Raw genomic sequence first — 25,670 nt, forward strand, 5'->3', positions numbered from 1 at the left:
GAACTCCGGCCGGACCGGCGGTGTCCCGCCTGGCGGGCCCCGGTCAGTCGTTGCCGGCGCCGATCCCGCAGTCCGGCGCGGACCAGACGGTCGTGTTCGACGTCTGGTCGCTGTTGTTCTCCCGACGCGAGTCCACGTGGACGTGGTCGTCGTGGTCCGGGTACCCGGGGCCGTAGATGCCGCTGAAGCCGTGGTCGCGGGCCGCGCGGGCGGCCTCGCACAACGACGAGTCGCGGGGGACGAGGTCGGCGGCGGTGCCGTAGAGGTGCTGGCTGTCCGCCGCGCCACCGACCTGCTGGTTGCACTCCTTGCTGCGGAAGCCGCTGGTGACGCGCACCGGCTTGTCCCCCAGGTCGCGCCGCAGCGCCTCCAGCTTCCACATGGTGCGCAGCGCGTTGGCCTTGGTCTTCGCCGCCGACAGCGGGCCCCCGCTCCAGCCGCCCCGGCCGCAGCCGTCGTCCAGCTCGCTGTAGCTGAAGTGGCGCGGCGTGCAGTCGTCGTCCTGGAGCGCGTACAGCTTGGTGTACGTCTGCGGCCCGGCGACCCCGTCGGCCGTCAGCCCGTACGCCGACTGGAAGCGCTTGACCGCGGCGGCGGTCTTCGGGCCGTACCGGCCGTCGTTCTCCACGATGTCCCGGTTGCCGGCCCACCCGGCGACCCGGATCTGGAGCTGGCGGACGTCGTCGCCGGAGCGCCCCTGGTACAGGTTGCGTTTCCAGGTGTAGCAGCCGTCGGCGTGGGCCGCCGGGGCGGCCACCACCGTGGCGACCGCGACGCCCGGCAACGCCAGGGCGAACGCGACCACGGCCCGTTTCAGAGTTTCGGCACGCACGGAAGTCCTCCCGTAAGGAGAGCGAATGGGGTGAGCCGGGTCCGTCGACCGGGACGTCCCGTCCGTTCCACCCTCGCATCGTGGCGTCCTTCTGGCAGGAAATAACCGGAATTGTTCTCACTTTGGCCCGTGGTGGAGGATCTGCTGAGGAAGGAGCCGAATTGCGGGCACCCCACTGCGTGCCGACGATGCATGGAAGGGCCGAAACGGTACGCGGGGCGCGGCGTGACGGAAACGTGATTCGGATCCGACGGAGGGTGACCGGCGGGGCGCGGACGGCCGGCGGTAACGTCACCGGGGTCGGGGGAGGTGGCTGTGGCGCGCGGTGGCGTGTTCTGTGTCGAGGGGCAGTGGCACCGCGACCTCAACGAGCGTGGATCGGTCCTGCCGACCCTCGAACTGCTCGAACGGCTCGGGAAGCTCCGGTTCATCCACAAGGACGCGGCCACCCGGGACGAGCTCTTCTACTTCCTCGACCGCTGGCTGCTCAAGCAGTACGCCGACTACCGGGTGGGCTTCTTCGCCATGCACGGCGAGCCGAGCCGGCTCTGCCTCACCGACTGGGACTCCGTCGACCTCGCCGACGTGGCCGAGCGGATCGCCGGCCGGTGCGACGGCCGGCGGCTCTACTTCGGCAGCTGCTCGGTGCTGCGGGCGTCCGACGCCGCGCTGCGCGACTTCCTCGACGTCACCGGCGCCGCGTTGATCTGCGGTTTCACCCGCGAGGTCGACTGGGTGGAGTCGGCCGCGTTCGAGACCGTGCTGCTCGACGTGCTCGCCAACGGGCACCGGCACAACGCCGCCGAGCTGCGGATGGGCTCCGCCCATTGGGCGCCCCTGGCGGCGTACCTGGGCTTCCGGGTGATCTACGCGAACGGCCGGGCGTGGCGACCCACCGTACGGCCCCGGGTGCCGGCCCAGCCCACGGGACGGACCACCGCCCGGCCCCGCTCGGCGGGTACGGGTAGAAACGAGTGATGGCACGCAGCGTCGCGAGCAACACCCGGGTCGACCGGGCCGCCCTGATCGAGTTCCTCCGTCCCCGGCACCGGATCGTGCTGATGACCACCCGGTCCGACGGTCGGCCCCAGTCCTCCCCGGTCTCCGGCGGGGTGGACGCCGAGGGCCGCCTGGTCATCTCCACCTACCCCGAGCGGGCGAAGGTGGCGAACATCCGGCGGGACGCCCGCGTCTGCGCCTGCGTGCTCTCCGACGACTGGAACGGCCCCTGGGTGCAGGTCGACGGCACGGCCGAGGTGCTGGACTTGCCCGAGGCGCTGGAGCCGCTGGTGGAGTACTTCCGCAGCATCTCCGGCGAGCACCCGGACTGGGACGAGTACCGCGCGGCGATGGTCAGGCAGGGCAAGTCGCTGATCCGGGTCACGGTCGACGGCTGGGGCCCCATCGCCACCGGCGGCTTCCCGGCCCGCCTCGCCGACTGACCCGCCGGCTCGGTACCCGGTGGCTCAGTACCCGGCGGTGAAGCGCATGTTCTCGAAGCGCGGGTGCTCGATCTCGTCCACGACGGCGACGGCCAGGTCCTCGTAGCTCAGCACCGCGCGGCCCCGCTCGTCGGTGACCGGCTCGTCCGTGCCGGTCCGGTAGTGGCCCGTGCGCTCGCCGGGGTGGAACTCCAGCGGCGGTGGGGAGAGGTACGTCCAGGTCACCCCGTCGGCCGAGGACCGGTACCAGGCCAGGGCGTCGGCCTGGCCCAGCGCGGAGTCCCGGTACTCCTCGGGGAAGTCCGGCTCCTCCAGGAACGGGACGCCCCTCGGTGTGCGCAGGGTCGCCCCGCCGCCGACGTGGATCACCCGGGGCGGGTTCGGCAGGTCCCGCAGCACCGTGATCAGGTTCTCCGCCACGTCCCGCCACAGCGCCCGCTCCCCGCCGCCGACCGCCACCACGAACGCGTCCGCGCCCGGGGCCAGCCCGCGTACGCTGCGCGCCGAGGTGGCGTCGCCGGTGACCAGGTTGACCCCGGCCGGCAGGTAGCTGGTCGCCTCCGGCCGGCGCACCGCCGCGGTCACCCGGTGACCCCGGTTCACCGCCTCGGCGGTGATCCGCGAGCCCGCCGTGCCGCCGGCCCCGAACACCACGATGTCGCTCATCGCCTGACCGCCTCCCGCGCCGCACCCGTCGGCGCGGCCGTCGTCGTCCGTTCCCAGGCTAGGGAGCGGAGCGCCCCCGGCGGTGCCGTTCCCGCGATCCCGGTGGCGGACGGCCGCCGTAAAACCGGGGGTCGAGCTTGCCTAGTGCCGCGTCTTTGAACGTTGATCGGGTAATCCGTCGGTTCTGGGGCAGGGTCTTTACGTAGTCGATTGAGGCATGTCTGATCTGACCTGGGCGTACGCGATGCTGTGGCCTGGCTGGAGGGTGGCGCGGGGCGGGGCCATTGCCTGGTCGTGGGTGCGGTCCCCGGCCGGCGGGGAACGGTGACCCAGGCGGAACTGTGGGTGGCGGCGGTCGATGACGTGGGCGGCGGTGCCTATGGAGCTGAGTCGTTCACGTCATCACCGTCGGTCGGGCCACCACCGTTCGCGGTTACCCACCGCCCCGTCGGGTCGTGGCTGGCGGCGGGTGTGGCTGATGTCGTATTCGACTCAGCTCCATAGGCACCGGAAGGCAAGGCTGTGTGTGTGGGGCGGTGGCCGGTGAGTAGAAGGATCCGGTAAAGCGCTGCGGTGGGCGATCGTGGCGCTGTTCTCGTCGAGGTCGGCCACGTCACGGAACTGACCACCGGATTCGCCACCGAATCCAAGATCCGGCACCCGGATTACCCGTTCAAGGCTGCATGACGGGGCACTAGATCGACTATGGTCAGCGCTCCAGTGTCCACGTCACGCATGGGGGAACAGATGGCTCTCCGTCCCGCCGCCCGTCGGCTGCTCGCCCTGACGGCACCCGCCGTGCTCGCCCTGACGGCGGTCGCCCCGGCGCTGCCGGCCCAGGCCAATCCCGCCGGCGACCCCGCCCCGTCGCTCACCACCGGCCCGGTGGACAAGGACCTCGACGGCGACGGCGTTCCTGACCTGGTCACCGTCGGCGGCACCGCCGGCCTCGGCTCCGGCGTCTGGTCCGCCAAGGGCCGCGTCTCGGCGAGCACCGGCGTCGGCACCGGCCGGGTGCACACCCCGGCAACCAACATCGGCCTGCTGGGCAACGGGGTCACCGGCAACTATTCGCCGGCCGACTTCGACGGCGCCCAGGTCCTCACCGGCCGCTTCACCGGCGGCACCGAGCAGGACTTCCTTGTCTACTACCCGGGCGGCGTCAACCTCGGCGGGGCCGGCATCATCCGGGGTGCCGGGGACGGCACCATGCTCAACCCCAACCTCAGCGGGAACCAGTTCAGCATCGACTCGGCCCAGCTCGTCGATGCGTACGGCAACAGCCCTCTCCAGGTCGCCAACGCGTACGACGCCGTCGGCACCGGCGACGGGTACCCGGACCTGATCGGCATCTCCGGCGACGCCGTCAACGGCTACCGGCTGATCTACCACCCCACCATCCCGATGCCGGGCGGGTACCTGTTCAAGGTCGCACTGCCCGACACCACGCCGACCGGTGGGACGGACTGGCAGAACTGGAGCATCGCCAGCACCGAACTGTCCTCCGGGGTGGCGATCTTCCTGCGCAACGCCACGACCGGTGCCCTCTACCTCTGGACCGGCGTCACCGTGGTCGACAACGGCGACGGCACCGGGTCCCTGAGCCGCACCCAGTACCACGTCGCCGCGAACTGGAACACCGGCGTCGCGCTAAGCACCCTCTGGGCAGCCGACGTCAACGCCGACGGGGTGCCGGACCTGTGGGCCGTCCGGCCGGACGGCCGAGCGCGGGCGTACCTCGTCTCGGGGTTGTCCGCGACCGGGACCGCGACGGTGGTGTCCACCCTCCCGCAGCGGCTGGTCTGACGGGCCGGTCGGGCCGCCTGCCGCAGGTGGCCCGACCGGGCTCAGTCGACGAGGGCGGAGTAGACGAGCTGGCGCAGCTGCGACCGCAGCGGGTAGGTGCTCGACGGCAGGAGCTGGGTGAACAGCAGCGCGGTGACCTCCTCCACCGGGTCCACCCAGAACGCGGTGCTGGCCATCCCGCCCCAGTAGTACTCGCCGACGCTGCTCGGCACCCGGGCCGGAACCGGGTCCTGCACCACGGCGAAGCCGAGGCCGAACCCGATGCCCTCCAGCACCGTCTCGGCGAACCCGGACGGGGCGAACGAGGCCAGGTCCCGGCCGCCGGGCAGGTGGTTGCGGGTCATGAAGCGCACCGTCCGGGGCCCGAGCAGGCGTACGCCGTCCAGCTCGCCGCCGCGCAGCAGTAGCTGGGTGAACCGGTGGTAGTCGGCGGCCGTCGAGACCAGCCCACCGCCGCCGGACAGCCACGCCGGCTCGGTCAGCGCGGCCCGGCCGATCGAGTCGGCGCGGAACGCCTGGCCGGTCGCCGGGTTCGGGGCGTACAGGGCGGCCAGCCGCTTGGCGTCCGGCTCGTCGACCCACCAGCGGGTGTCGGTCATGCCGAGCGGGCGCAGGATCCGGTCGGCGAGGAAGTGGTCCAGCCGCCGGCCGGAGACCACCTCGACGAGCCGGCCGAGCACGTCGGTGGAGACCCCGTAGTTCCAGCTAGTGCCCGGCTGGAAGAGCAGCGGCAGCCGGGCCAGCGTCCGCGTGGCGGCGGTCAGGTCGGCCCCGGCGGGCGCGGTGAGGTCGAAGCCGGCGGCCCGGTACAGGCCGTCGACCACGGAGACCTGGGCGAAGCCGTACGTCAGCCCGGCGGTGTGGGTGAGCAGGTGCCAGATCCGGATCGGCTCGGCCGCCGGCACCGTGTACGGCCTGGTCACCGGGCCCTTGTCGTAGACCCGGGCGTCGGCGAACTCCGGCAGCCAGCGGCTGACCGGGTCGGTCAGTTCGAACCGGCCCTCCTCCCACAGCATCATCGCCGCGACGGAGGTGATCGGCTTGGTCATCGAGTAGATGCGCCAGAGGGTGTCCGGCTCGACCGGGGCGCCCGCCTCCCGGTCGCGCAGGCCGTAGGTCGAGGAGTGGGCGATCTCGCCCCGGCGGGTCACGACGATCTGCCAACCGGCGAGTCGCCCGTCGTCGACGTACCTGCCGAAGTGTTCGTCGATCCGCGCCAGCCGGGCGGGATCGAAACCGAGGCGGTCGGGGTCGGTGCTGCGTGCCACGCTCACCCGCCGAACCTACTAGCCGGTACGGGGAGTGCGGAAGACGTCGGCTTGCCCACTAGGCTGACCAGGTGCTGGAGCCGACCGAGGACGCCACCTTCCGCCACGACGACTGGTACGGCGAGGAACTGGTCGACCGGCACTTCGTGCGTTGCGAGTTCTTCCACGTGGACCTGACCGAGGCGGTCAGCCGGGGCGCCGTCTTCACCGGGTGCACCTTCGGCAACGTGGCGTTCAACGCCTCCCGGCACACCGACTCGGCCTTCACCCGCTGCGTGTTCAAACGGTGCAACCTCTTCGACGCCGAGTTCACCGGCTGCAAGCTGGTCGGCAGCAGCTTCGAGGAGTGCGACCTGCGTCCGCTGCGGGTCGACGGCGGGGACTGGTCGTTCGTGGCCCTGCCGGGGGCCGACCTGCGCGGGGCGCGCCTGACCGACGTGCGGATGCGCGAGGTGGACCTGACCGGCGCCGACCTGACCGGAGCCACGGTCACCGGCGTCGACCTGTCCGGGGCCCAGCTGCACGGCTCCCGCCTGTCCCGCGCCGACCTGCGCGGCAGCGACCTGTCCGCGCTCGACCCGACCGTGGTGGAGCGGGCCGACGCGCTGATCGACGCCGAGCAGGCGCTGGTGCTGGCCCGGGCGCTCGGCTTCCAGCTCGGCTGACCCCGGTCGGTCCTGAGGCGGTCCCGGCCCCACCCAGCCCGGCAGCCGGCCCGCCCGGCCGGGGTCCCGGGGGACAGTTTGTCCGTCGCGCCGCCGCGCAGCGGTCGTACGTTTCCTGCTGTCCCGGTCCGTCCATCCTCTGTGGAGGCTTCACCGATGAGCAGCACCGCCACCCGTACCGTCCGTCCCGCGATCCCCCTCGGCGCCGAGGAGTCGGGGGAGACGCTCCGGGAGATCCCGCTGCCGCCGTACGTCACGGGGGAAGATGCCCAGTTCGCGGTGCGGGCGGTGGTGGTGCACGCGCCCCGGCGCTGGTCGGGCGGGACGGTCTGCCGCAACGACGCGAGCCCGCACCCGTGCCGGCTGCACCGCTGGGGCCGGCGGGTGCTCACACTGCGCGGCCTGCGGTCCGCCGAGATCGACGCGCTGATCGAGCGGGGCGACCCCACCGTGACGGTCCGGCCGCCCGACCGTCCCGGTGCCTGAGGGCGTGGCGGCAGGTTCGCCGCCACGCCCCCGTGGCCCGGGCCCCTTCCTCCGCACCCGGAAGGGGCCCGGGCGGGTCAACAGGTGATCGGCTTCACCCGGGAGCACTCCCGGCCCTCCGGGGTCCGCGGCGGGTCGGGTGCGGCGGGCGGCGCCAGCCGCGCCGCCCCCGCGGGGGCGGGTGCCTCGGCGGTGGGGGCGCCGGCCCTGGCCGCGCCGGCGACCAGCGCCGCCAGCGCGAGTGCCCGGGGGAGGAGGCGACGACGCATGCGCTGATGCTGCCATGCAGGTTTCTGTCGGGAAACCCCATCGGGCGAAGGTTGTTGCCGAATCGGGGGAGGTCAGGGGTTCGCCGGCCGGACATCTCCGGGCGTGGAACCGGTCGTTTTCTCCGGCTCGGCCCGGTGGCGCGGGTCGCGGCGCACGGTCAGCGCCACGCCGGAGAAGACCAGCAGCAGGGTGCCGATGAACTCGTGCCGCGTACCGCCTAGCGTCGTCGATGGGTCAGCCTAGGCGACATCTGGGCAGCTCGGAGGCGGTTTGGATGCGCCGGTCGGTCGATGTCGTTCTATTTGACGGATGCCCCGTCAGGAGGCACCGTAGGCAGAGAGGGGCGGGTGACCTGCCCCGTTTCGTGCGGCGACGGGCCTTTCGTCGCCCAGCTCCCCCGCGTGCTCGTCCGCGGGCTGAGTCCGGTCTGTGCCGACCGCGATCCGAAAGCACCCACGAGGAGTTGACCATGCTGACCATGACCGACAACGCCGTGCTCGTGATCCGCGACCTCACCGTGCAGGAGGACGTCGCCCAGGACGGCGGCCTGCGCATCGCCGCAGACGCCGACGCCGGCTCGCTCACCATCGAGCTGGTGCCCGAGCCGGCGCAGGGCGACCAGGTGGTGGACAACCAGGGGGCCCGGATCTTCCTCGACTCCGACGCCGCCGAGCTGCTCAGCGACACCTCGGTCGACGCCAGCGTCGACGACGAGGGGATCGTCCAGTTCGGCTTCACCGACAAGGGGTAGCCGGTCGGCTTTCACCGACAGGGGGTAGCCGGTCGGCGTTCGCCGTGGAGGAGTGGCTGCGGCGGCTCAGCCGGCCCGTCCGGCCTCGCCGTTCCGGCGCGGTCGGGCGGGGCGGCCCCGCTCCGGCCCGCCGCGCCACCCGCCGCCCGACCACGCGCGGTCCTCCCCGCCGGGTCGCGCCCCGGGTCGCCAGTCGTCCGCCGGCCGCGCCCCGTCGGAGCGGCCCAGGTCGAACAGCACCCGCGCGAGGTGGTGCGAGGTGCTCCAGGCCGCCCAGTTCGTCGTGGACCCGGCCCCGGCCATGCCCCGGGACCGGCGCAGGATCTCGTGGTCGCCCCAGGAGAAGGTCGCCCCGTCCGCCGGCCAGTGCTGCGCCGACACCAGCGTCCGGCACAGGTCCGCCACCCGCTCGTCGCCCCGGCCGCCCCGGCGCGACCAGCGGTACACCCACCACGCGCCGTCGGTCGTGTAGCGGACGGTGGGCAGCCGGTCCCCGGCGGCGTCCGCCCCGGGCACCGCGCAGTCGACCCCGTAGTCGCCGTACCCGACGCCGAGGTCGGCCAGCCGCCGCCAGAGCAGCCAGTCCCAGCGGTCCAGGCGGACCGGCTCGTCGGTGGGGAGCCGGGACAGCGTCGGCGGCACCCCGCCGGCCACCACGGTCACCGTCTGCCAGGCGTGCCGCCGCGCCCAGTCCACCAGCCGGCGGACCCGCGGCTCCGTCGACCGGACGTCGGCCGGACAGCAGACGTCCCCGGCGTCGACGAGGAGTTCGCACTGCTCCGGGACCAGCCGGGCGAGCCGCCAGATCCGCTCCACCGCGGCCGTCGTCGCGTCCGGGCCCGACCGGTCGAGGCCGGCCCGCAGCCGCACCACCAGCCGCCCGGCGTACGCGCGGGCAGCCACGCCGTGCGCCGCCAGTCGCGCGTCGCTCTCCGCGAGCCCGGCCACCGGCACCAGCGGTACGCCCCACCGGACCAGCTCGCCGCCCACCCCGTCGGGCAGCGCGGACACGTCGACCGCTGGCAGCAGCCCCGGCGGCAGCCGGGTGAGGCTGTCCGGAAGGGAATGGTCCATCGTGGACACGTCGAGCACCGGGGCGAGCAGGGCGGCCGTGGCACCGTCGAGGTGTCGGAGCGCCTCCAGCGTGCCCCGTCGACCGGTGAGGACGGGGCGGTAGACCGGCTTCGCCGCCCGGCCCCGGTGGGCGGGCACCATAGTTCAATGTAGCGACACATCGGCGCCCGTCACAGGGTCTCCGGCAAATGCCGGCGCGCGGACGCGCCGATCGCTACCATCCTCGGATGCCCGGCACCCCCATCCGCTACCGCTCGCCGGACGAGGACAGCGCCCGGTGGCGCGGTTTCCCCTTTCGCGACGGCGACATCGTCATCAGCACCCGGTCCAAGAGCGGCACCACCTGGATGCAGATGATCTGTGCCCTGCTGGTGTTCGGCACGCCCGACCTGCCGGCGCCGCTGCCGGAGCTGTCGCCCTGGCTGGACTGGCTGGTGGAGCCCCGCGACGAGGTGTACGCCCGGCTCGCCGCCCAGCCGCACCGCCGGTTCGTCAAGACCCACACCCCGCTCGACGGGATCCCGCTGGACGACCGGGCGCACTACGTCGTGGTGGCCCGGCACCCGCTGGACATGGCGGTCTCCCTCTGGCACCAGAGCGGCAACCTCGACCGGGAGCGGCTGGCCGAGCTGACCGGGCAACCGGCGCCGCAGGGCCCACCCGCCCCGCGTACCCCGCTGGTGGAGGCGCTGGGGCGCTGGGTGGACCGGGAGGTCGACCCGCGCGAGGAGATGGACTCCCTCCAGGGGGTGCTGTGGCACCTCGGCGACGCCTGGGCCCGCCGGCACCGGCCCAACGTGACCCTGGTGCACTACGACGACCTGATGGCCGACCTGGACGGGCAGATGCGTGCGCTGGCCGGCCGGTTCGGCATCGAGGTGCCCGCGCCGCGCTGGCCGGAACTGGTCGAGGCCGCCACCTTCGACCGGATGCGCCAGCGGGCCGACCGACTCGTCCCCGACCCGGCGGGCGTGTTGCGGGACCGGTCGGCCTTCTTCCGGCGCGGCCGTTCCGGGCAGGGCCGGGAGCTGCTGGACGCGGCGACGCTGGCCCGGTACCAGGCCCGGACCGCCGCCCTTGCCCCGCCGGACCTGCTCGCCTGGCTGCACCGCGACGGCTGACCCGTCCCGGTGGCGGCGCCCGGGGACCGGTCGGGTGTCGCGGAGTCCGGACACGGGCGCACGGCGCCGCCGCGACCCGGGGATCGTAACGTCGCCGCGCTCCGGCCGTCTCCCACCACCGCAGCCGTACGGCGGTACGTCGGCGGGGACCTGGCTCGACCGGCCCGGTTGCGCCGGCCGATGCTCTCGATGCCCGGTGCGGGCGGGTCCAAACCTCGGATCAGTGGGGATTTCCACCATCTGCCGTTCCCGGCGTGACGGGGGCCGTCACCGGGTATGTGGCCGGCATGGAGCATTTCACTATCGCGACCGTCGCCGAGAAGAGCCCGGACTTCCGGCGGGTGCTGTGGACCGGCGAGCACACCCAGTTGGTGATCATGACCATTCCGCCGGGTGGCGAGATCGGCGAGGAGGTCCACGAGGGCACCGACCAGATCCTGACCTTCGTCAGCGGCACCGGCGAGGCCCGGGTCGCCGGCGAGAAGAAGGAGGTCGCCCAGGGCGACCTGGTGGTCGTGCCGGCCGGGACGCAGCACAACTTCGTCAACACCGGCCCCAATCCGCTGGTCCTCTACACCGTCTACGGCCCCCCTGAGCACGCCGACCAGGCCGTGCACCGGACCAAGGAGGAGGCCGACGCGGCGGAGGCGGCCGGCGAGGACGAGCCACCGACCTCCTGACCGGCCCGGCCGGCGCGGGGCTGCGCGGCGCCCCCGCCGGCCTGATCCGGGCGGGCACGGGTACCCGGGGCGGGTGGACCAGCCGCCGATCTCCGACTACGGGTTCCTCTCCGACTGCCGCTCCGGCGCGCTGGTCAGCCGGGACGGCTCGGTGGACTGGTGGTGCCCGGACCGGTTCGACGGCGCCTCGGTCTTCGCCCGGCTGCTGGACCCGCGGGGCGGGTACTGGCGGCTTGCGCCGCTCGCGCCGGCCCGGGTGGAGCGGGCGTACCGGCCGGACACGCTGGTGCTGCGCACGGTCCACCACACGCCCTCCGGCAGCGTCGCGGTCACCGACGCCCTCTCCGCCGAGCTCGGCGTGCGCGGCCACGAGATGGGGATGAACTCCCCGGCCGTGCTGCTGCGGGTGGTCGAGGGGCTCACCGGCCGGGTCCGGATGGGCCTGGAGTTCGTTCCGCGCCCCGAGTACGGCCTGCTCACCCCGTACCTGCACGAGCAGGACGACGGCGGCGTGCTGGCCACCGCCGGGCCGGTCGCACTGGCGCTGCGCGGCACCGGACCGGCCCTGCGCGCCGACCGGGACCGGGTCCGGCAGGAGTTCGAGGTCGCCGCCGGCCAGCGCGTCGGCTTCGACCTGGCGTACGCGCCGGTCTACCGGGGCCGGCCGGCCCGGCTGGACCCGGTCGCCGCGCTCGCCGAGACGGTGCTGGCCTGGGAGGGGTTCCGGGCCACGCACCGCTACGACGGCGGGTACGCCCCGCAGGTGCGGCACGGCGCGACCGTGCTCACCGGCCTGACGTACGCCCGCAGCGGCGCGGTCGCCGCGGCCCTGACCACGTCGTTGCCGGAGCGGATCGGCGGCGACCGCAACTACGACTACCGCTTCTCCTGGCTGCGCGACTTCTCGATGACCATGCGCGCCCTCTGGGTGGCCGCCTGCCCGACCGAGGCGTCCCGGCTCTTCGACTGGGCGGCCCGCTCGATCGGCCGGGTCGGCGACGCGCCGGTGCCCGTGCTGTTCGGGCTGGAGGGGGAGCGGGACCTCACCGAGCACGACTGCGCCCACCTGCGCGGGTACGCCGGCAGCCGGCCGGTCCGGATCGGCAACGACGCCTGGCGGCAGCGCCAGCTCGACGTGCCGGGCGAGGTCATCTCGGCGGTCTGGCGGCTGCACGACCAGCTCGGCGAGACGTTCACGGAAGAGCTGCGGGAGATGGTGGTGGGGCTCGCCGAGCAGGTCGCCGCGACCTGGCGGCTGCCCGACCGGGGGATGTGGGAGACCCGGGACACCGACCGGCACTACCTGTCGTCCAAGGTGCTCTGCTGGGCGGCGCTGGACCAGGCGGTCATGCTGGCCCCGCAGCTCGGCGACGGGGCCGATCCCCGCCGCTGGGCGGCGATCCGGGACGAGATCCGCGCGACCGTGCTGCGCGAGGGCTGGAACGACCGGGTCGGCGCGTACACCGGGGCCTTCGGCTCGACGGAGCTGGACGCCTCGGCCCTCTTCCTGCCGGTGGTGCACTTCCTGGAGGCGTCCGACCCGCGGATGCGCGCCACCATCGCCACGGTCGAACGCGAGCTGGGCACCGACGACGGGCTGGTGCGGCGCTGGAACAGCGACCCGGCCGGCTTCCTGCTCTGCTCGTTCTGGCTGGTGGAGTGCCTGGTGATGGCCGGCGAGCAGGAGCGGGCCCGGCGGCTGTTCGAGCGGGTCCTCGGGCACGCCAACGACGTGGGGCTGTTCGCCGAGCAGATCGACCCGCGCACGGGGGCCCAGCAGGGCAACTTCCCGCAGGCGCTGTCGCACATCGGGCTGATCAACGCCGCCTGGCGGCTCACCGACCCTGCGACGGCCTGAGCCCCCGGCGCCGGACCGGGCCGGCACGGGCCGGTCCGTCGTCCTGGGGTCGGTCAGGCCACCACCGGCACCGCCGAGACGTCCACCGTCTCCGGGTACTTCAGGCCGGCGCCGGTGTTGAGCACCACCACCCGCTCGCCGGCCCGGATCCACCCGCCGGCCCGCAGGTGCCGGGCGGCGGTCAGGCAGGCCGCCCCCTCCGGGCACAGCAGCAGTCCCTCGTCGGTGCCGAAGTCCCGCAGGTCGGCCAGGATTTCCGCGTCGTCGACCGCGATCGCGGTCCCGGCGCTGGACCGCAGCGCGGCCAGGATCAGCTCGTCGCCGAGCGGGGCCGGCACGGTGATGCCGAACGCCACGGTGCGCGCGTCCGCCCACGGCTCGGCCCGGGCGGCCCCGGCGGCGAAGGCCCGGACGATCGGCGCGCAGCCGGTCGACTGCACCGCGACCAGCCGGGGCAGCTTGTCGTCGATCCAGCCCAGCTCGCGCAGCTCGTGCATCGCCTTGTGGATGCCGATCAGCCCCACCCCGCCGCCGGTCGGGTAGACGATCACGTCGGGCACCTGCCAGCCGAGCTGCTCGACGATCTCGTATCCCATGGTCTTCTTGCCCTCCAGCCGGTAGGGCTCGCGCAGCGTGCCGGCGTCGAAGACCGCGCCGCCGGACTCGGCCACCAGTTTGGCCACGTGCCGGCCGGCGTCGCCGATCAGCCCGTCGACCAGGCGCAGGTCGCCCCCGGCGGCCAGCACCTCGCGCCGGCAGATGGTCGGCGCGTCCAGCGGCATGGCGATGGTCGCGCCGAGCCCGGCCCGGGCGGCGTACGTGGCCCAGGCCGCGCCCGCGTTGCCGTTGGTCGGCATGGCGATCCGGGTGACGCCCAGCTCCCGGGCCCGGCTCACCCCGACCGCCGCCCCCCGCGCCTTGAACGACCCCGTCGGGATCAGCCCCTCGTCCTTGACGACCAGGTCCGGGATGCCGATCCGGGCGCCGTACGACGGGACGCGCAGCAGGGGCGTCCAGCCCTCGCCCAGCGTGGTGACGTGCCGGGGGTCGGCCACCGGGAGCAGCTCGCGGTAGCGCCACAGGTCGGCCGGGCGCAGCGTGAACCGTTCCGGGGTGACCGCGTCGGCCACCGCCGCGAGGTCGTACCGGGCCAGCAGGGGCGAGCCGCACTCGCACAGGTTCTGCAACTCGCTCGCCGGGTACGCCCGCCCGCAGCGCGGGCACTCAAGGTGGGTCAGGTACACGATGCTCCTCGCGTCTCGGCTTCCAGCTCGGCCCCGGCTCGCGGTCCCGCCTACCCGTCCCGCCTCCCGGTGTCGGCTCGCGGTCTCAGTCCACGTCGATGCTCAGCCAGCGCCGGCTGCGCCGCCCCGGTTCGTACGGCGAGTCCAGCCGCTTCGCCACCACGCCGGGCAGCCCCTGCTCACCGGCGGCCCGCAGGGCGTCCGCGCCGACGCCGGGGAACCACGGCGGGGTCTGCCAGTGCGCGCCGGCCAGAGCCAGGCCGTCGAGCAGCTCCCGGCGCCGCGCGTACGGCAGGTCGGTGCTCGGCGCGCCCTCCAGCCAGAGCAGGTCGAACAGCAGGTACTGCCCGGCCGGGTCGGACCGCCTGCCGCCCGCCGGCCGGGCCGGGCGGACCCGCCCGCGCCGGTCGATGTCGACCAGCGCGCCGTCCAGGACCGCCTCCGCCGGCGCCAGCTCCTCGGCCAGCTCCCGCAGCCACGGGTACGCCCCGGTGACGTCCTCGCCGGAGCCGGCGAGCAGCCGCAGCCGGCCGCCGGAGACGTACGCCACCGCCCGCACGCCGTCCCAGCGCGGCTCGTACCCCCACTCGGCGGCGTCCCTGGGCAGCCGCGCGGCCCGGGTCGGGCGCATCGGCGCGACCAGCTCGGGCATGCTGGTCCAGCCCGGCGGGGCCGGGTCGGTGCGGCGGACCATCCAGTCCCGGCCGCCGGTGGCGAACAGCACGTACCGCCCGGCGGTCCGCTTTCCGTCGAGCACCACGACCACCTCGTCGGCGCGCCACTTCTCGCACCGGTACGTCCCGGTGTCGTGGATGATCATCTTGCCGCCGCCGTACTCGCCGGCCGGGATCTCGCCGTGGAAGTCCAGGTACTCCATCGGGTGGTCCTCGGTGTGCACGGCCAGGTGGTTGCGGCCCGGCTCCCGGGGCAGGCCGCGCGGCACCGCCCAGGAGGCGAGCACCCCCTCGTGCTCCAGCCGCAGGTCCCAGTGCAGCCGGCGGGCGTGGTGCTGCTGGATCACGAACCGGGCCCGCCGCCCGCCGCCGCCCCGGCGCGGGGGCCGCTCGGGCACCGGCTCCGGGGTCCGCTTCGCGTCCCGCCGGCGGCGGTACTCGTCCAGGCGGTCGGCCATCCCCGCATTCTCCGCCGTGCCGGCCCGCCCCGCAGCCCGCCGCCGCGCCGTCGTCGGTTCCCCGGGCGGCCCGGTGGCCCTGGCCGTCCGTTGCCGCCCGTCGTCGGCCGCCCGCCGCCGCCCGTCGGGGCGGGCCCCGGTGGGCATGGCCGGCGGGATCGGGGGTAGAACAGCCGTCATGGACAGCCTCGACCAGCCCACCGTCCTGCTCCCCGGCGACGTGCGGATGCCGTTGCTCGGCTTCGGCACCTGGCAGGCCACCGGCCAGGCGGGGTACGACGCGGTGCTCGCCGCCCTCGACGCCGGTTACCGGCACATCGACACCGCCACCATGTACGGCAACGAGGAGGAGGTGGGCCGGGCGGTCCGGGAGAGCGGGCTGCGCCGGGAGGACATCTTCATCACCACCAAGCTGCCGCCGGACCGGGTGGGCCGGGAGCGGGAGACGATCGAGGCCAGCCTCCGCGCGCTCGGCACCGACCACGTCGACCTCTGGCTGGTCCACTGGCCGCCGCCCGCGCCGGGCGACAGCATCCCCGTCTGGCGCGAGCTGCTCGCGGCCCGGGACGAGAACCTGACCCGGGCGGTCGGGGTGAGCAACTACGGCACCGCCGACATCGACGAGCTGATCCAGGCCACGGAGGAGAATCCGGCGGTCAACCAGATCCGGTGGAGCCCGTCGCTGTACGACCGGCAGCGGCACCTGGAGCACCGGGACCGGGGCGTGGTGCTGGAGGGGTACAGCCCGTTCAAGGCCAGCGACCTGTCGGACCCGGTGCTGACCCGGATCGCCGCCGCGCACGGCGTGTCGCCGGCCCAGGTGGTGCTGCGCTGGCACGTCGACCACGAGATCGTGGTGATCCCGAAGTCGGTCACTCCGGAGCGGATCCGCGCCAACGCCGACATCTGGGGCTTCTCGCTGACCGCCGAGGAGATGCGCGACATCGACGCCCTGGGTGGCTGAGCGGCCGGGAGAGTGGCAGCGGGACATCGGAGTGGCCGGCTAGCCGACGGGAGCGCTCCCACGTGCTGCGGACACATTCACATGCCTGAAACCTTCGCGCAACCGGGACCGGCTCGTTTTTGCCCCGGTCCGCATTCATCGACGTGAATCACGCCCCCGGGGGTCGCCTGGCCGGCCGGGCATCCGGCCCTCCTCCGGTGATCGGCGCCGCCCTGCCGAGGGGTGGCCCGCCCCGGACGAACGGCCCTGGCGTGCGTCGATCGCACCGAGTAGTGTCTTGCCTCCAACGCGTGCCGCACCCCCTCCGGAGGCGTACACCACGATGGGTGGCTCCCCCCTGCGCATTCTCGTCGTCGGTGCGGGCATCGCCGGACTGGCCGTGGCCCGGGCGCTGCGGATGGCCGGTTTCCGGCCCGACGTCACCGAGAAGCTGCCCCCGTCGGAACTCGTCGACACCGGCCTCTACCTGACCGGCAACGCGGCGCGGGCGCTGCGCCGGCTGGACCTCGACGGCCCGGTACGCCCGCTCGGGCAGGTCGTCCACCGGCAGCGCTTCCTCGACGCCTCCGGCGCCCCGCTGTGCGAGGTCGACCTGGACAACCTCTGGGCCGACGTCGGCGAGTGCCGCGCGCTGCCCTGGTCCGAGCTGTACCGGGTGCTGCTCACCGGGGCCGGCGGCGCGGTCCGGCACGGGGCCGAGGTGCGCGGGATCGAGCTGCTGCCCGCGGCCGTCGGCGTCACCTTCGCCGACGGCACCGCCGCCGAGTACGACCTGGTGGTCGGCGCGGACGGCCCCCGCTCGGCGGTGCGTTCCCTGGCCGCGCTGGGCGGGCCGTCCCGGCCGGCCGGCCAGGTGGTCTACCGGGCCGTCGTCCGGGGCGGCCCCCGGATCGACGAGTGGACCGCGCTGCTCGGCCAGCGGGCCGGCTTCCTCGTCGTGCCGCTGGGCGCCGGGCGGCTCTACTGCTCTGCCGACGAGGCGGGCACGGTGCCGCCGGCCGATCCGTCGGCCCGGCTCCGCGAGCTGTTCGGCGGGTACGGCGGGCCGGTGCCGGAGGTGCTGGAGGTGCTGGAACGGGTGCACGTCGGCACCACCGAGGAGGTCGAGCTGGGGCGCTGGTCCCGGGGGCGGGTGCTGCTCGTCGGCGACGCAGCCCACGCCACCGCCCCGACCCTGTCCCAGGGGGCGGCCATGGCGCTGGAGGACGCCGTGGTGCTCGCCGACTCGCTGACGTCGGCCGACACCGTCGAGGCGGCCCTGGTGGCGTACGAGAGTCGCCGCCGTCCGCGTACCCGGTGGGTGCGGGACCGGACCCGGGACCGCAACCGGACGCGCGACGTGCCGCCGGCGCTGCGCGACCCGCTGCTGCGCGGGCGCGGCGGGCGGATCTTCGGCGAGCACTACCGGTTGTTGGTCGGCCCGCTGTGAGGGTTCGGCCGCGGCGGCGGCAATCGTAGCCGGCCACCCCACGCGGCACCCCCACCTGCCGGGGACTATCCTCCTTGCGGATGACGGCTCGCAGATCACCACGCGTGCCGAGCGGGACAACCCAGAACCGGAGGCCACTCGTGACCACCGTCGCACCCAAGCCGGTCGTGACCCGGCCCTGGCCGGTCCGAGAGCCGGTCAAGGGGTCGGCATTCGCGCGGCTGCTGCGCACCACGGACGCGAAGCAGATCGGGATCATGTACATGGTCACCGCGTTCGCGTTCTTCATGATCGGCGGCCTGATGGCGCTGATCATGCGGGCCGAGCTGGCCCGCCCCGGGCTGCAGTTCCTGTCGCCCGAGCAGTACAACCAGCTGTTCACCATGCACGGCACGATCATGCTGCTGTTCTTCGCGACGCCGATCGTGTTCGCCTTCGCGAACTACGTGGTGCCGCTGCAGATCGGCGCCCCGGACGTGTCGTTCCCCCGGCTGAACGCCTTCGCCTACTGGCTCTACCTGTTCGGCGGCACGATGGCGACCGCCGGTTTCGTCACCCCGGGCGGCGCCGCCGACTTCGGCTGGACGGCGTACACCCCGCTGAGCACGGCCGAGCACTCGCCGGGCGTCGGCGCCAACATGTGGGTCGTCGGCCTGGCCGTCTCCGGTCTGGGCACGATCCTCGGCGCGGTGAACCTGATCACCACGATCCTGACCCTGCGCGCCCCCGGCATGACCATGTTCCGGATGCCGATCTTCACCTGGAACATGCTGGTCACCAGCCTGCTGGCGATCCTGATCTTCCCGCTGCTGGCCGCCGCGCTGTTCGCGCTCGCCGCGGACCGGCTGCTCGGCGCGCACGTGTACGACCCCGCCACCGGCGGGCCGATGCTGTGGCAGCACCTCTTCTGGTTCTTCGGCCACCCTGAGGTGTACATCATCGCGTTGCCGTTCTTCGGCATCATCTCCGAGATCATTCCGGTCTTCTCCCGCAAGCCGATCTTCGGCTACAAGGGCTTGGTCGCCGCGACCATCGCCATCGCCGCCCTGTCGATGAGCGTGTGGGCGCACCACATGTTCGCCACCGGCCAGGTGCTGCTGCCGTTCTTCAGCTTCCTGAGCTACCTGATCGCCGTTCCGACCGGGATGAAGTTCTTCAACTGGATCGGCACCATGTGGCGGGGCCAGATCACCTTCGAGACGCCGATGCTGTTCTCCATCGGCTTCCTGGTGACCTTCCTCTTCGGTGGCCTCACCGGCGTGCTGCTGGCCAGCCCGCCGCTGGACTTCCACCTGCACGACTCGTACTTCGTGGTGGCGCACTTCCACTACGTGCTCTTCGGCACGATCGTGTTCGCCGTGTTCGCCGGGATCTACTTCTGGTTCCCGAAGATGTTCGGCCGGATGCTCGACGAGCGGCTGGGCAAGATCCACTTCTGGCTGACGATGATCGGCTTCCACACCACGTTCCTGGTGCAGCACTGGGTGGGCAACGAGGGCATGCCACGTCGGTACGCCGACTACCTGCCCACCGACGGCTTCACCACGCTGAATATGATCTCCACGATCGGCGCGTTCATCACCGGTATCTCGACCCTGCCGTTCATCTGGAACTGCTGGAAGTCGTACAAGACCGGCCCGGTGGTCGAGGTCGACGACCCGTGGGGTCACGGCAACTCGCTGGAGTGGGCGACCAGCTCGCCGCCCCCGCTGCGCAACTTCGACCGGATGCCGCGGATCCGCTCCGAGCGCCCGGCGTTCGACGCGAAGTTCCCGGAGCTGGCCGCCGGCCAGAGCCTGGCCGGACCGCCCGAGGGCGGCGCCAAGCTGCTGACCAGCGAGGCCAACGGGGGCGCCAGCTACCAGGAGGACACCGCCGGGAACCTCGACCAGCGCTGACCCACACCGCACCGTACGACGGGCGCCGCACCCCATCGGGGTACGGCGCCCGTCGCTTGGCGCGACCCGCCGTCCCGGCCGGGTGGGGCGTCACGGCTTGCCGGATGTCGTGGCTTCCGGGGCGGGAGTGGGCGCGACGTGCGGGACATGAAGTTGATCAGGCCGGGCCAGCTCGGCGCCCAGGCCCGGGGCGCCCAGGCCCGGGGCGGCCGGGGCCGGGGCGGGGGTGCGCCGGTGCCGCAGCTCGGCGGGGAGCACGGCGGCGGCGACCAGCAGGCCGATCGCGCCGGTCACCACGAACCCCCACCAGGGCGCGGAGGCGTCGATCACCGCACCGGCCAGCGGGGCGCCCAGCGCGATGCCCACGGTCACCGCGGAGCCGTGCAGGCCCATCGCCTCACCGCGCACGCCGGCCGGGACCAGCCGGCTGACCGCGTCGGCGGTGGCGGCGAGGGCCGGTGCGCAGAGCATGCCGGCCGGGACCAGCGCCAGGCTGAGCAGCCACCAGTGCCCGCCGCCCAGCCCGACCGGGAGGGTGCAGAGGCTGAGCGCGGCCACCAGCGCCAGCGGGGACACCTGCCGGCTGACCGCGCCGTACGCGAAGCCGCCGACCAGCGAGGCGACCGCCCACGCGGCGAGCACCGCGCCCGTCCAGCCGACCTCGCCGCCGGCCCGCAGCACGGCGACCACCGCGACGTCGGTGCCGCCCAGCACCAGCGTGGCGGCGAGGCTGGCCACCAGCACGGCGACCAGCCGGGCCGTCAGCCACTCCCGGCGGGGCACCCGGCGATGCTCGCGGGGCGGCTCGTCGGCGGCGCGGGTGGGCGGGTTCAGCAGCCAGAGGGCGGTGCCGGCGGCGACGATGCCGGCGCCGACCGCGTACAGGGTGAACCGGGCGGACACGGCGGTGGACAGCGCCACGGCGAGGGCCGGGCCGACCATGAACGACAGCTCCACCGACATCGAGTCCAGCGCGTACGCCGGGCGACGCCGCTGCGGCGGCACCAGCGCCGCGATCGACTGCCGGATCACCGAGAAGATGGGCAGGGCGAGCAGCCCGGCGACGAACGCGGCCGGCAGCAGCACCGGATAGGGCAGCGCCGGCGCGGTGGACCAGAAGATGCCCTCGGCGACGGTGGTCAGGGCGAGCACCGGGCGCAGGCCGTGCCGGTCCACCAGCCGGCCGAGCAGCGGGCCGCCCAGCGCCGCGCCCACGGTGGTGGCCGCCCCGACCAGGCCGGCCGCGCCGTACCCCCGGCCGAGGTCGAACACCACGTAGAAGGTGACGGTCACCCCGGTCGCGGTGAGCGGGACGCGGGCGAGCACCGACACCAGCAGCAACGACCGGAGACCCGGCAGGGCGAGCACCTGCCGGTAAGGCTTCATGTTCATGACGGTCCGTACCTCCGGGCGTCATCCTCGACCCCGGGTGCGACACCCGCCAGCGGTTTACCGCCTCAGGCGGCCCGGATCACCGGCTGTCCGTGCATGGCCACCCCGGCGCCGTCGAACGCGCGCAGCGCGACGTCCAGCGTCTCCGGCGCCACGGCGGCGGTCAGGTCGAGCAGCACGGTGGTGGCGAACCCCTCCCGGGCGGCGTCCAGCGCGGTGGCCCGGACGCAGTGGTCGGTGGCGATGCCGACCAGGTCGACCCGGTCCACCCCCCGGGCGCGCAGCCAGTCGGCCAGGCACTCGCCGTCGTCGGCGTGCCCCTCGAAGCCGGAGTACGCCGCCGCGTGCTCGCCCTTGTGGAAGATCGCCTCGACCCGGTCGGTGGTCAGCTCCGGGTGGAACTCCGAGCCGGCGGTGCCGACGACGCAGTGCACCGGCCAGGAGTCGACGTAGTCCGGCGGGTCGCCGAAGTGCGCGCCCGGGTCCACGTGGTAGTCCTTCGTCGCCACCACGTGGTCCCAGCGGTCGGGCTCGGCGGCGAGCAGCCGGGAGATCCCGGCGGCGACGCCCGCCCCGCCGGCCACCGCGAGGGACCCGCCCTCGCAGAAGTCGTTCTGCACGTCGACGATGATCAGCGCGTTGGCCATGTCAGGGGTGCTCCTTCGCGGTGCGGGTGAGCCGGCGGGCGGCGGGTCAGCCGGCGGGGACGACGGTCACCGGGATCGCCGGGTCGCCGGCGGAGAGCTTCAGGCCCTCCCACGGGATCGAGATCAGGCACTGTCGCAGGTGCTCCCGGGACTCGTCCAGCGTCGGCAGGTCGACCGGCTCGCCGCCGGCCACGTACGACTGCTGGAGCAGCCGGTCGTGCGGCTGCCGGTCGGGCACGCCCTGCGGGACGACGACCTCCTCGGTCGCGGTGCCGGTCGGCTTGTGCCGGCGGACGGCCACCTTCCGGCCGCCGATGGTGGCCTTGTGCTCCGAGCGCTTCACCACCGGCCGCCCCGCCACCTCGACCAGCTTGTAGACCAGGCAGGCGGTGGGCGCACCGGAGCCGGTGACCACGGCCGTGCCCGCGCCGTACATGTCGACCGGCTCGGCGGCGAGCGTGGCGATGGCGTACTCGTCGAGGTCGCCGGAGACGATGATCTTCGTCTCGGTGGCGCCGAGGGAGTCGAGCAGTTCGCGGGACTGCTGGGCGATCACCGTCAGGTCGCCGGAGTCGATCCGGACCGCGCGCAGCTCCGGCCCCGCGACCTCGATCGCGTTGCGGATGCCCTGGCTGATGTCGTACGTGTCGACCAGCAGCGTGGTGTCCTTGCCCAGCGTGGCGACCTGCGAGGCGAACGCCGCCCGCTCGTCGCCGTGCAGCAGGGTGAACGCGTGCGCGGCGGTGCCGGCGGTGGGGATGCCGTACCGCTCGCCGGCGGCCAGGTTCGAGGTGAACCGGAACCCGGCCAGGTACGCGGCCCGCGCCGCGGCGACCGCCGCCTCCTCGTGGGCCCGCCGGGCGCCCATCTCGATCACCGCCCGGCCCCGGGCCGCGGTGACCATCCGGGCGGCCGCCGCGGCCACCGCGCAGTCGTGGTTGAGCACCGACAGCACCAGCGTCTCCAGCACCACGCACTCGGCGAAGCCACCGGAGACGGTGAGGATGGGGGAGCCGGGAAAGAACAGCTCGCCCTCGGCGTACCCGTCGATGTCGCCGGTGAAGTGGTAACCGGCCAGCCACTCGGCGGCGGCGGCGTCGACCACCCCGGCGCGGCGCAGGAAGTCGACCTCGTCGGCCGAGAAGCGGAAGTCGCGGATCAGGTCGATCAGCCGGGCGGTGCCGGCGACCACACCGTACCGGCGCCCGGTGGGCAGCCGGCGGCTGAAGACCTCGAAGACGCACGGGCGGTCGGCGGTGCCGTCGCGCAGGGCGGCGCTGACCATCGTCAGCTCGTAGTGGTCGGTCAGCAGCGCGGGGCGAAAGGTGCTCACCTGCCCAGCCTAGAGTTCACCGCGCCGGGTCGCCCTCCTGGCCCGGGAACGACCGCAGCGCGACGCGCAGCTCGGCCCGCCCGGTCACCCCGAGCTTGCTGTAGACGTGTTGCAGGTGGTTGTCCACGGTCCGGCTGGACAGGAAGAGCCGCTCGGCGATGGCGCGGCTGGTCGCGCCCTGCGCGGCGAGCCGGGCGACCTCCCACTCCCGGTCGCTGAGGGCGGGCTGCCCGACCCGCAGCGCCGGGGTGTCGATCTGGTCACACCGGCCGAGCAGCTCGCCGAGTCGCTCGTGGGCGGCGGCGGCCGAGCTGGACCGGCGCAGCCGCAGCAGGCGCGCCGCCGCCGCGGTGGCCTCGGCGGCGTACACCCGCAGGTCCAGCTCGGCGAAGCCGGCGGCCACCGCGAGCAGTTCCTCGGCCGTGCCGTGGGCGGCGGCCCGGGCGTACCGGGCCAGCAGCGGCGGCAGCGGGCCGTCGACCCGCTCGGACAGTTCGGCCAGCCGCTGGGCCACCGTCCGGCGGCTGCCGTCGCCACAGGTCGGCCCGACCGGGGCGGTGGCCTGGTCCAGCCGGACCAGGTCGTGCAGGACGAGCACCTCGTGCCCGGCGAACCCGTCGTCGCGGAGCCGGTCGGCCAGGGCGGCGAGGTGCTTGGCGGCGCCGGCCGGGTCGCCGCCGGCAGCGAGCACCGCGCCGCGGGCCTGCTCCAGCCACGGGTAGAGCACCGTCATCCCGGGGGCGTGGGTGCGGTCCGCCTCGGCCATCGCCTCGGCGGCGTGCGCGGCGTCGCCCCGCAGCGCCGCCGCCTGGGCCCGTTCGGCGTGCGCCAGGCCCGCGTACACCCGGCTGGTGGCCAGCACCGCGCACGCGCCGAGGCTCGTCGTCAGCGCCGTGCCACTGTGGCCGCGCAGCCGCGCCGCGTACGCCTGGAGGATGGCCAGGTAGCCGGTGCCGAGCCGGAAGTCGCCCGCCCCGGCGAGGTCGGCGAACTCGTCGGCGACGATCGCGTCGATGCCGGCCAGGTCGCCGGCGAGCGCGAGCCGGGTGCCCCGGGCCAGTTCCAGCGCGAGTTGCAGGTACGGCATGTCGCCGCGCCAGCGGGCCACCTCGGCCTGCACCTGGTTGATCGCCGCGCCGCTGCGGGTCAGCTGCCCCTGGGCGGCCTGGAGGTGGGCCAGGGTGCACCGGGCGAGCTCGCGGGCGGCCACCCCGGCGGCCGGGCGGTCCAGCACCGCCCGGGCCAGCCGCACCGCCGGGCCGGTGTCCAGCCGGTGCAGCCGCATGATCGCCTCGAAGGCGTTCACCCGGGCCTGGTCGGCGGCGTCGGGCAGCTCCGCGCCCCGCGCCGCGATCTCGTCCACGGTGGACTCCCGGCTGAGCCCCCAGTAGCTGACCATCCCCCGCACGGTGAGCCAGCGGCTGCGCCGCCCCGGCCCCGCCGCGTCGCCGGCGACCGCGTCGAGCGTCACGATCGCCTCCTCCGGCCGGTCGGCGAACATCAGGAGGGTGGCCAGCAGCTCCGCGGCGTCGAAGCCCCCGTCGGCCTCCAGCGCCGCCCGGGCCAGCCGGGTCGCCAGCGGCACGTCGTACCGGGTGAACGCCTGGGCGGCGGCGCCCAGCAGCAGCGCCGGGTCCTGCGCGGTGCCGGAGTCCAGCCGCCACACCGCCACCCGCAGCAGGTCGTCGCGTCGCCGGGTGCCCATTGCCTCCACCAGCTCGGCCAGCCGGGCCTGCAACCGTCGGGTCCGGCTGACCGGGCAGCGCCGCCGCATCACCTCGCCGTAGAGCGGGTGCGCCAGCCGGACGTCCGTGCGGCGGTCGTTGCGCTCCACCGTGATCAGGCCACGCTCCTCGGCGGTCTCCACGTCGGCCGGCTCCACCGCCTGTCCGAGCAGGTGCAGGCCGAGCGGCTCGCCGAAGGCGACCAGCTCCAGCACCGCCCGGACCCCGGGGGTGAGCTGCCCGATCCGGGTGTCGATCAGCTCGGTGAGGCTGGGCGCCAGCGTCAGCCCGCCGGTCCACCGCCACATCCCGTACGTGCGGGTCAGCTCGCCGGGCGGGGCGGCAATGACCAGCTCGCGCAGGAGCAGCGCGTTGCCGCCGGAGAGCCGCCACAGCCGGTCGGCGGAGCATGGGTCGACCGGACCCCCGAGGATGGCGGCGAGCAGGTCGGTGGTGTCCGCCAGCCCGAGCGGGGCCAGCTCCACGTGGTCGACCAGACCGTCGGTCCACAGTGCCCGGATGGGCAGCGGGAGCTGCTCACCGTCGCGCAGCGTCCCGATCACGGTGGCGTTCTCCGCCCGGCCGATCAGGTGCACCAGCGCGGCCGACGGCGGGTCGAGCAGGTGGGCGTCGTCGACCGCCAGCACGATGTGCCGCCCGGCGGCCTGCTGCTGCAACTGCGCCACCGCCCAGCGCAGCACGCCCGCCGGGGAGAGCCCCGGCGGCTGTTCGGCCGGGAGCACCTGGATCAGCCCACCGAACGGCAGCGCCGCCGTGGTGGCGCTGGCCGAGACCGACCAGACGGCGTACCCGTCGGTGGGGACGCCGGCCAGCGCCTCGCGCAGCAGCCGGCTCTTGCCGACCCCGGCGGACCCGCTGTAGAAGAGCCCGCGCCCGTCGGCGCCGGTCGCCGCGGCCAGCAGCCGGTCGAGTTCATCCCTGCGGCCGACGAACTCCCATCGACTCATCGGGGCAGCATATCGACCGA

At 74.3% G+C, this 25,670-nt stretch carries 23 protein-coding genes; 12 read left to right on the forward strand and 11 right to left on the reverse strand.

Going from position 1 to position 25,670, the window contains the following annotated elements; translation table 11 throughout:
- Positions 1–43: 43 nt before the first annotated feature.
- Positions 44–832, reverse strand: coding sequence for a D-Ala-D-Ala carboxypeptidase family metallohydrolase (locus C5N14_RS05085; RefSeq protein ID WP_117665962.1), 789 nt, complete (start codon positions 830–832; stop codon positions 44–46).
- A gap of 315 nt (positions 833–1,147) precedes the next feature.
- Between C5N14_RS05085 and C5N14_RS05090 the strand changes: the two genes are divergently transcribed.
- The gene (locus tag C5N14_RS05090; protein WP_117665964.1) at positions 1,148–1,810 is read left to right on the forward strand and encodes a DUF6642 family protein; all 663 of its coding nucleotides are present in this window, start codon (positions 1,148–1,150) and stop codon (positions 1,808–1,810) included.
- Positions 1,810–2,274: a PPOX class F420-dependent oxidoreductase gene (locus C5N14_RS05095; protein ID WP_117665966.1), complete on the forward strand. Its 465-nt coding sequence runs from the start codon at positions 1,810–1,812 to the stop codon at positions 2,272–2,274. Before C5N14_RS05090 ends, C5N14_RS05095 begins: the two co-directional genes overlap by 1 nt.
- Before the next feature lie 24 nt (positions 2,275–2,298).
- Here the strand turns inward: C5N14_RS05095 and C5N14_RS05100 are convergent, their stop codons facing one another.
- On the reverse strand, positions 2,299–2,940 hold the full coding sequence (locus tag C5N14_RS05100; RefSeq protein ID WP_117665968.1) for an NAD(P)-dependent oxidoreductase: 642 nt from the start codon (positions 2,938–2,940) through the stop codon (positions 2,299–2,301).
- 747 nt (positions 2,941–3,687) lie between these two features.
- On the opposite strand from C5N14_RS05100, the gene C5N14_RS05105 reads away from it, so the two are divergent.
- The gene (locus tag C5N14_RS05105; protein WP_128763518.1) at positions 3,688–4,746 is read left to right on the forward strand and encodes a hypothetical protein; all 1,059 of its coding nucleotides are present in this window, start codon (positions 3,688–3,690) and stop codon (positions 4,744–4,746) included.
- Between the two features lie 41 nt (positions 4,747–4,787).
- On the opposite strand, the gene C5N14_RS05110 is transcribed toward C5N14_RS05105, so the two are convergent.
- A complete protein-coding gene (locus C5N14_RS05110; RefSeq protein WP_117665973.1) occupies positions 4,788–6,020 on the reverse strand; it encodes a serine hydrolase in 1,233 nt (410 codons plus the stop codon).
- A gap of 65 nt (positions 6,021–6,085) precedes the next feature.
- On the opposite strand from C5N14_RS05110, the gene C5N14_RS05115 reads away from it, so the two are divergent.
- A complete protein-coding gene (locus tag C5N14_RS05115; RefSeq protein WP_117665975.1) occupies positions 6,086–6,679 on the forward strand; it encodes a pentapeptide repeat-containing protein in 594 nt (197 codons plus the stop codon).
- A 156-nt stretch (positions 6,680–6,835) separates the two neighbouring features.
- Positions 6,836–7,165: a hypothetical protein gene (locus tag C5N14_RS05120; protein WP_207892616.1), complete on the forward strand. Its 330-nt coding sequence runs from the start codon at positions 6,836–6,838 to the stop codon at positions 7,163–7,165.
- A 77-nt stretch (positions 7,166–7,242) separates the two neighbouring features.
- Here C5N14_RS05120 and C5N14_RS05125 read toward each other — a convergent pair whose 3' ends face one another.
- The gene (locus tag C5N14_RS05125) at positions 7,243–7,434 is read right to left on the reverse strand and encodes a hypothetical protein (RefSeq protein ID WP_117665976.1); all 192 of its coding nucleotides are present in this window, start codon (positions 7,432–7,434) and stop codon (positions 7,243–7,245) included.
- Between the two features lie 470 nt (positions 7,435–7,904).
- On the opposite strand from C5N14_RS05125, the gene C5N14_RS05130 reads away from it, so the two are divergent.
- Positions 7,905–8,186 (forward strand): adhesin, encoded by a 282-nt coding sequence (locus tag C5N14_RS05130; RefSeq protein WP_117665978.1) that lies wholly within the window; start codon positions 7,905–7,907, stop codon positions 8,184–8,186.
- 66 nt (positions 8,187–8,252) lie between these two features.
- Here C5N14_RS05130 and C5N14_RS05135 read toward each other — a convergent pair whose 3' ends face one another.
- Entirely contained in the window at positions 8,253–9,401 is a 1,149-nt protein-coding gene (locus C5N14_RS05135) for a beta family protein (protein ID WP_117665980.1), read from the reverse strand.
- 86 nt (positions 9,402–9,487) lie between these two features.
- Between C5N14_RS05135 and C5N14_RS05140 the strand changes: the two genes are divergently transcribed.
- The 3 genes from C5N14_RS05140 (at position 9,488) to C5N14_RS05150 (ending at position 12,919) form a co-directional block, all read left to right on the forward strand.
- A complete protein-coding gene (locus C5N14_RS05140; RefSeq protein WP_117665982.1) occupies positions 9,488–10,381 on the forward strand; it encodes a sulfotransferase domain-containing protein in 894 nt (297 codons plus the stop codon).
- 287 nt (positions 10,382–10,668) lie between these two features.
- On the forward strand, positions 10,669–11,061 hold the full coding sequence (locus C5N14_RS05145) for a cupin domain-containing protein (protein WP_117666907.1): 393 nt from the start codon (positions 10,669–10,671) through the stop codon (positions 11,059–11,061).
- A 73-nt stretch (positions 11,062–11,134) separates the two neighbouring features.
- Positions 11,135–12,919, forward strand: coding sequence for a glycoside hydrolase family 15 protein (locus tag C5N14_RS05150; protein WP_117665984.1), 1,785 nt, complete (start codon positions 11,135–11,137; stop codon positions 12,917–12,919).
- A 53-nt stretch (positions 12,920–12,972) separates the two neighbouring features.
- Here the strand turns inward: C5N14_RS05150 and C5N14_RS05155 are convergent, their stop codons facing one another.
- Positions 12,973–14,163 carry a threonine synthase gene (locus C5N14_RS05155; RefSeq protein WP_117665986.1) on the reverse strand — a complete coding sequence of 397 codons (1,191 nt, stop codon included), beginning with the start codon at positions 14,161–14,163 and terminating at the stop codon, positions 12,973–12,975.
- A gap of 85 nt (positions 14,164–14,248) precedes the next feature.
- The gene (locus C5N14_RS05160; protein WP_117666909.1) at positions 14,249–15,295 is read right to left on the reverse strand and encodes a DNA polymerase ligase N-terminal domain-containing protein; all 1,047 of its coding nucleotides are present in this window, start codon (positions 15,293–15,295) and stop codon (positions 14,249–14,251) included.
- Between the two features lie 178 nt (positions 15,296–15,473).
- Here C5N14_RS05160 and C5N14_RS05165 point away from each other — a divergent pair, with 178 nt between their 5' ends.
- From C5N14_RS05165 to ctaD, 3 genes are all read left to right on the forward strand, one after another.
- Positions 15,474–16,259, forward strand: coding sequence for an aldo/keto reductase (locus C5N14_RS05165; protein ID WP_117665988.1), 786 nt, complete (start codon positions 15,474–15,476; stop codon positions 16,257–16,259).
- Between the two features lie 322 nt (positions 16,260–16,581).
- Positions 16,582–17,688, forward strand: coding sequence for an FAD-dependent monooxygenase (locus C5N14_RS05170; protein WP_117665990.1), 1,107 nt, complete (start codon positions 16,582–16,584; stop codon positions 17,686–17,688).
- Positions 17,689–17,828: 140 nt separating this feature from the next.
- Entirely contained in the window at positions 17,829–19,586 is a 1,758-nt protein-coding gene (gene ctaD, locus C5N14_RS05175; protein WP_117665992.1) for a cytochrome c oxidase subunit I, read from the forward strand.
- Positions 19,587–19,676: 90 nt separating this feature from the next.
- Here the strand turns inward: ctaD and C5N14_RS05180 are convergent, their stop codons facing one another.
- The 4 genes from C5N14_RS05180 to C5N14_RS05195 all read right to left on the reverse strand — a co-directional run bounded on the left by C5N14_RS05180 (position 19,677) and on the right by C5N14_RS05195 (position 25,650).
- The gene (locus tag C5N14_RS05180) at positions 19,677–20,978 is read right to left on the reverse strand and encodes an MFS transporter (protein ID WP_243639199.1); all 1,302 of its coding nucleotides are present in this window, start codon (positions 20,976–20,978) and stop codon (positions 19,677–19,679) included.
- A gap of 65 nt (positions 20,979–21,043) precedes the next feature.
- A complete protein-coding gene (locus C5N14_RS05185) occupies positions 21,044–21,625 on the reverse strand; it encodes an isochorismatase family protein (protein ID WP_117665994.1) in 582 nt (193 codons plus the stop codon).
- 46 nt (positions 21,626–21,671) lie between these two features.
- Positions 21,672–22,958, reverse strand: coding sequence for a nicotinate phosphoribosyltransferase (locus C5N14_RS05190; RefSeq protein ID WP_117665996.1), 1,287 nt, complete (start codon positions 22,956–22,958; stop codon positions 21,672–21,674).
- A gap of 16 nt (positions 22,959–22,974) precedes the next feature.
- Complete coding sequence (locus C5N14_RS05195) at positions 22,975–25,650, reverse strand: LuxR family transcriptional regulator (protein ID WP_117665998.1); 2,676 nt, start codon at positions 25,648–25,650, stop codon at positions 22,975–22,977.
- Between the last annotated feature and the right edge of the window lie 20 nt (positions 25,651–25,670).

The sequence above is a fragment of the Micromonospora sp. MW-13 genome (assembly GCF_003434305.1).
In the GTDB taxonomy this organism is placed as follows: domain Bacteria; phylum Actinomycetota; class Actinomycetes; order Mycobacteriales; family Micromonosporaceae; genus Micromonospora.

What these genes read in the sequence shown, in the direction of transcription:
- C5N14_RS05095 (WP_117665966.1), top strand. Translation starts at nt 1,810, where the DNA reads ATGGCACGCAGCGTCGCGAGCAACACCCGGGTCGACCGGGCCGCCCTG.
- C5N14_RS05100 (WP_117665968.1), bottom strand. Translation starts at nt 2,940, where the DNA reads ATGAGCGACATCGTGGTGTTCGGGGCCGGCGGCACGGCGGGCTCGCGG.
- C5N14_RS05105 (WP_128763518.1), top strand. Translation starts at nt 3,688, where the DNA reads ATGGCTCTCCGTCCCGCCGCCCGTCGGCTGCTCGCCCTGACGGCACCC.
- C5N14_RS05120 (WP_207892616.1), top strand. Translation starts at nt 6,836, where the DNA reads ATGAGCAGCACCGCCACCCGTACCGTCCGTCCCGCGATCCCCCTCGGC.
- C5N14_RS05125 (WP_117665976.1), bottom strand. Translation starts at nt 7,434, where the DNA reads ATGCGTCGTCGCCTCCTCCCCCGGGCACTCGCGCTGGCGGCGCTGGTC.
- C5N14_RS05130 (WP_117665978.1), top strand. Translation starts at nt 7,905, where the DNA reads ATGCTGACCATGACCGACAACGCCGTGCTCGTGATCCGCGACCTCACC.
- C5N14_RS05135 (WP_117665980.1), bottom strand. Translation starts at nt 9,401, where the DNA reads ATGGTGCCCGCCCACCGGGGCCGGGCGGCGAAGCCGGTCTACCGCCCC.
- C5N14_RS05140 (WP_117665982.1), top strand. Translation starts at nt 9,488, where the DNA reads ATGCCCGGCACCCCCATCCGCTACCGCTCGCCGGACGAGGACAGCGCC.
- C5N14_RS05145 (WP_117666907.1), top strand. Translation starts at nt 10,669, where the DNA reads ATGGAGCATTTCACTATCGCGACCGTCGCCGAGAAGAGCCCGGACTTC.
- C5N14_RS05160 (WP_117666909.1), bottom strand. Translation starts at nt 15,295, where the DNA reads ATGGCCGACCGCCTGGACGAGTACCGCCGCCGGCGGGACGCGAAGCGG.
- C5N14_RS05165 (WP_117665988.1), top strand. Translation starts at nt 15,474, where the DNA reads ATGGACAGCCTCGACCAGCCCACCGTCCTGCTCCCCGGCGACGTGCGG.
- C5N14_RS05170 (WP_117665990.1), top strand. Translation starts at nt 16,582, where the DNA reads ATGGGTGGCTCCCCCCTGCGCATTCTCGTCGTCGGTGCGGGCATCGCC.
- C5N14_RS05180 (WP_243639199.1), bottom strand. Translation starts at nt 20,978, where the DNA reads ATGAACATGAAGCCTTACCGGCAGGTGCTCGCCCTGCCGGGTCTCCGG.
- C5N14_RS05185 (WP_117665994.1), bottom strand. Translation starts at nt 21,625, where the DNA reads ATGGCCAACGCGCTGATCATCGTCGACGTGCAGAACGACTTCTGCGAG.
- C5N14_RS05195 (WP_117665998.1), bottom strand. Translation starts at nt 25,650, where the DNA reads ATGAGTCGATGGGAGTTCGTCGGCCGCAGGGATGAACTCGACCGGCTG.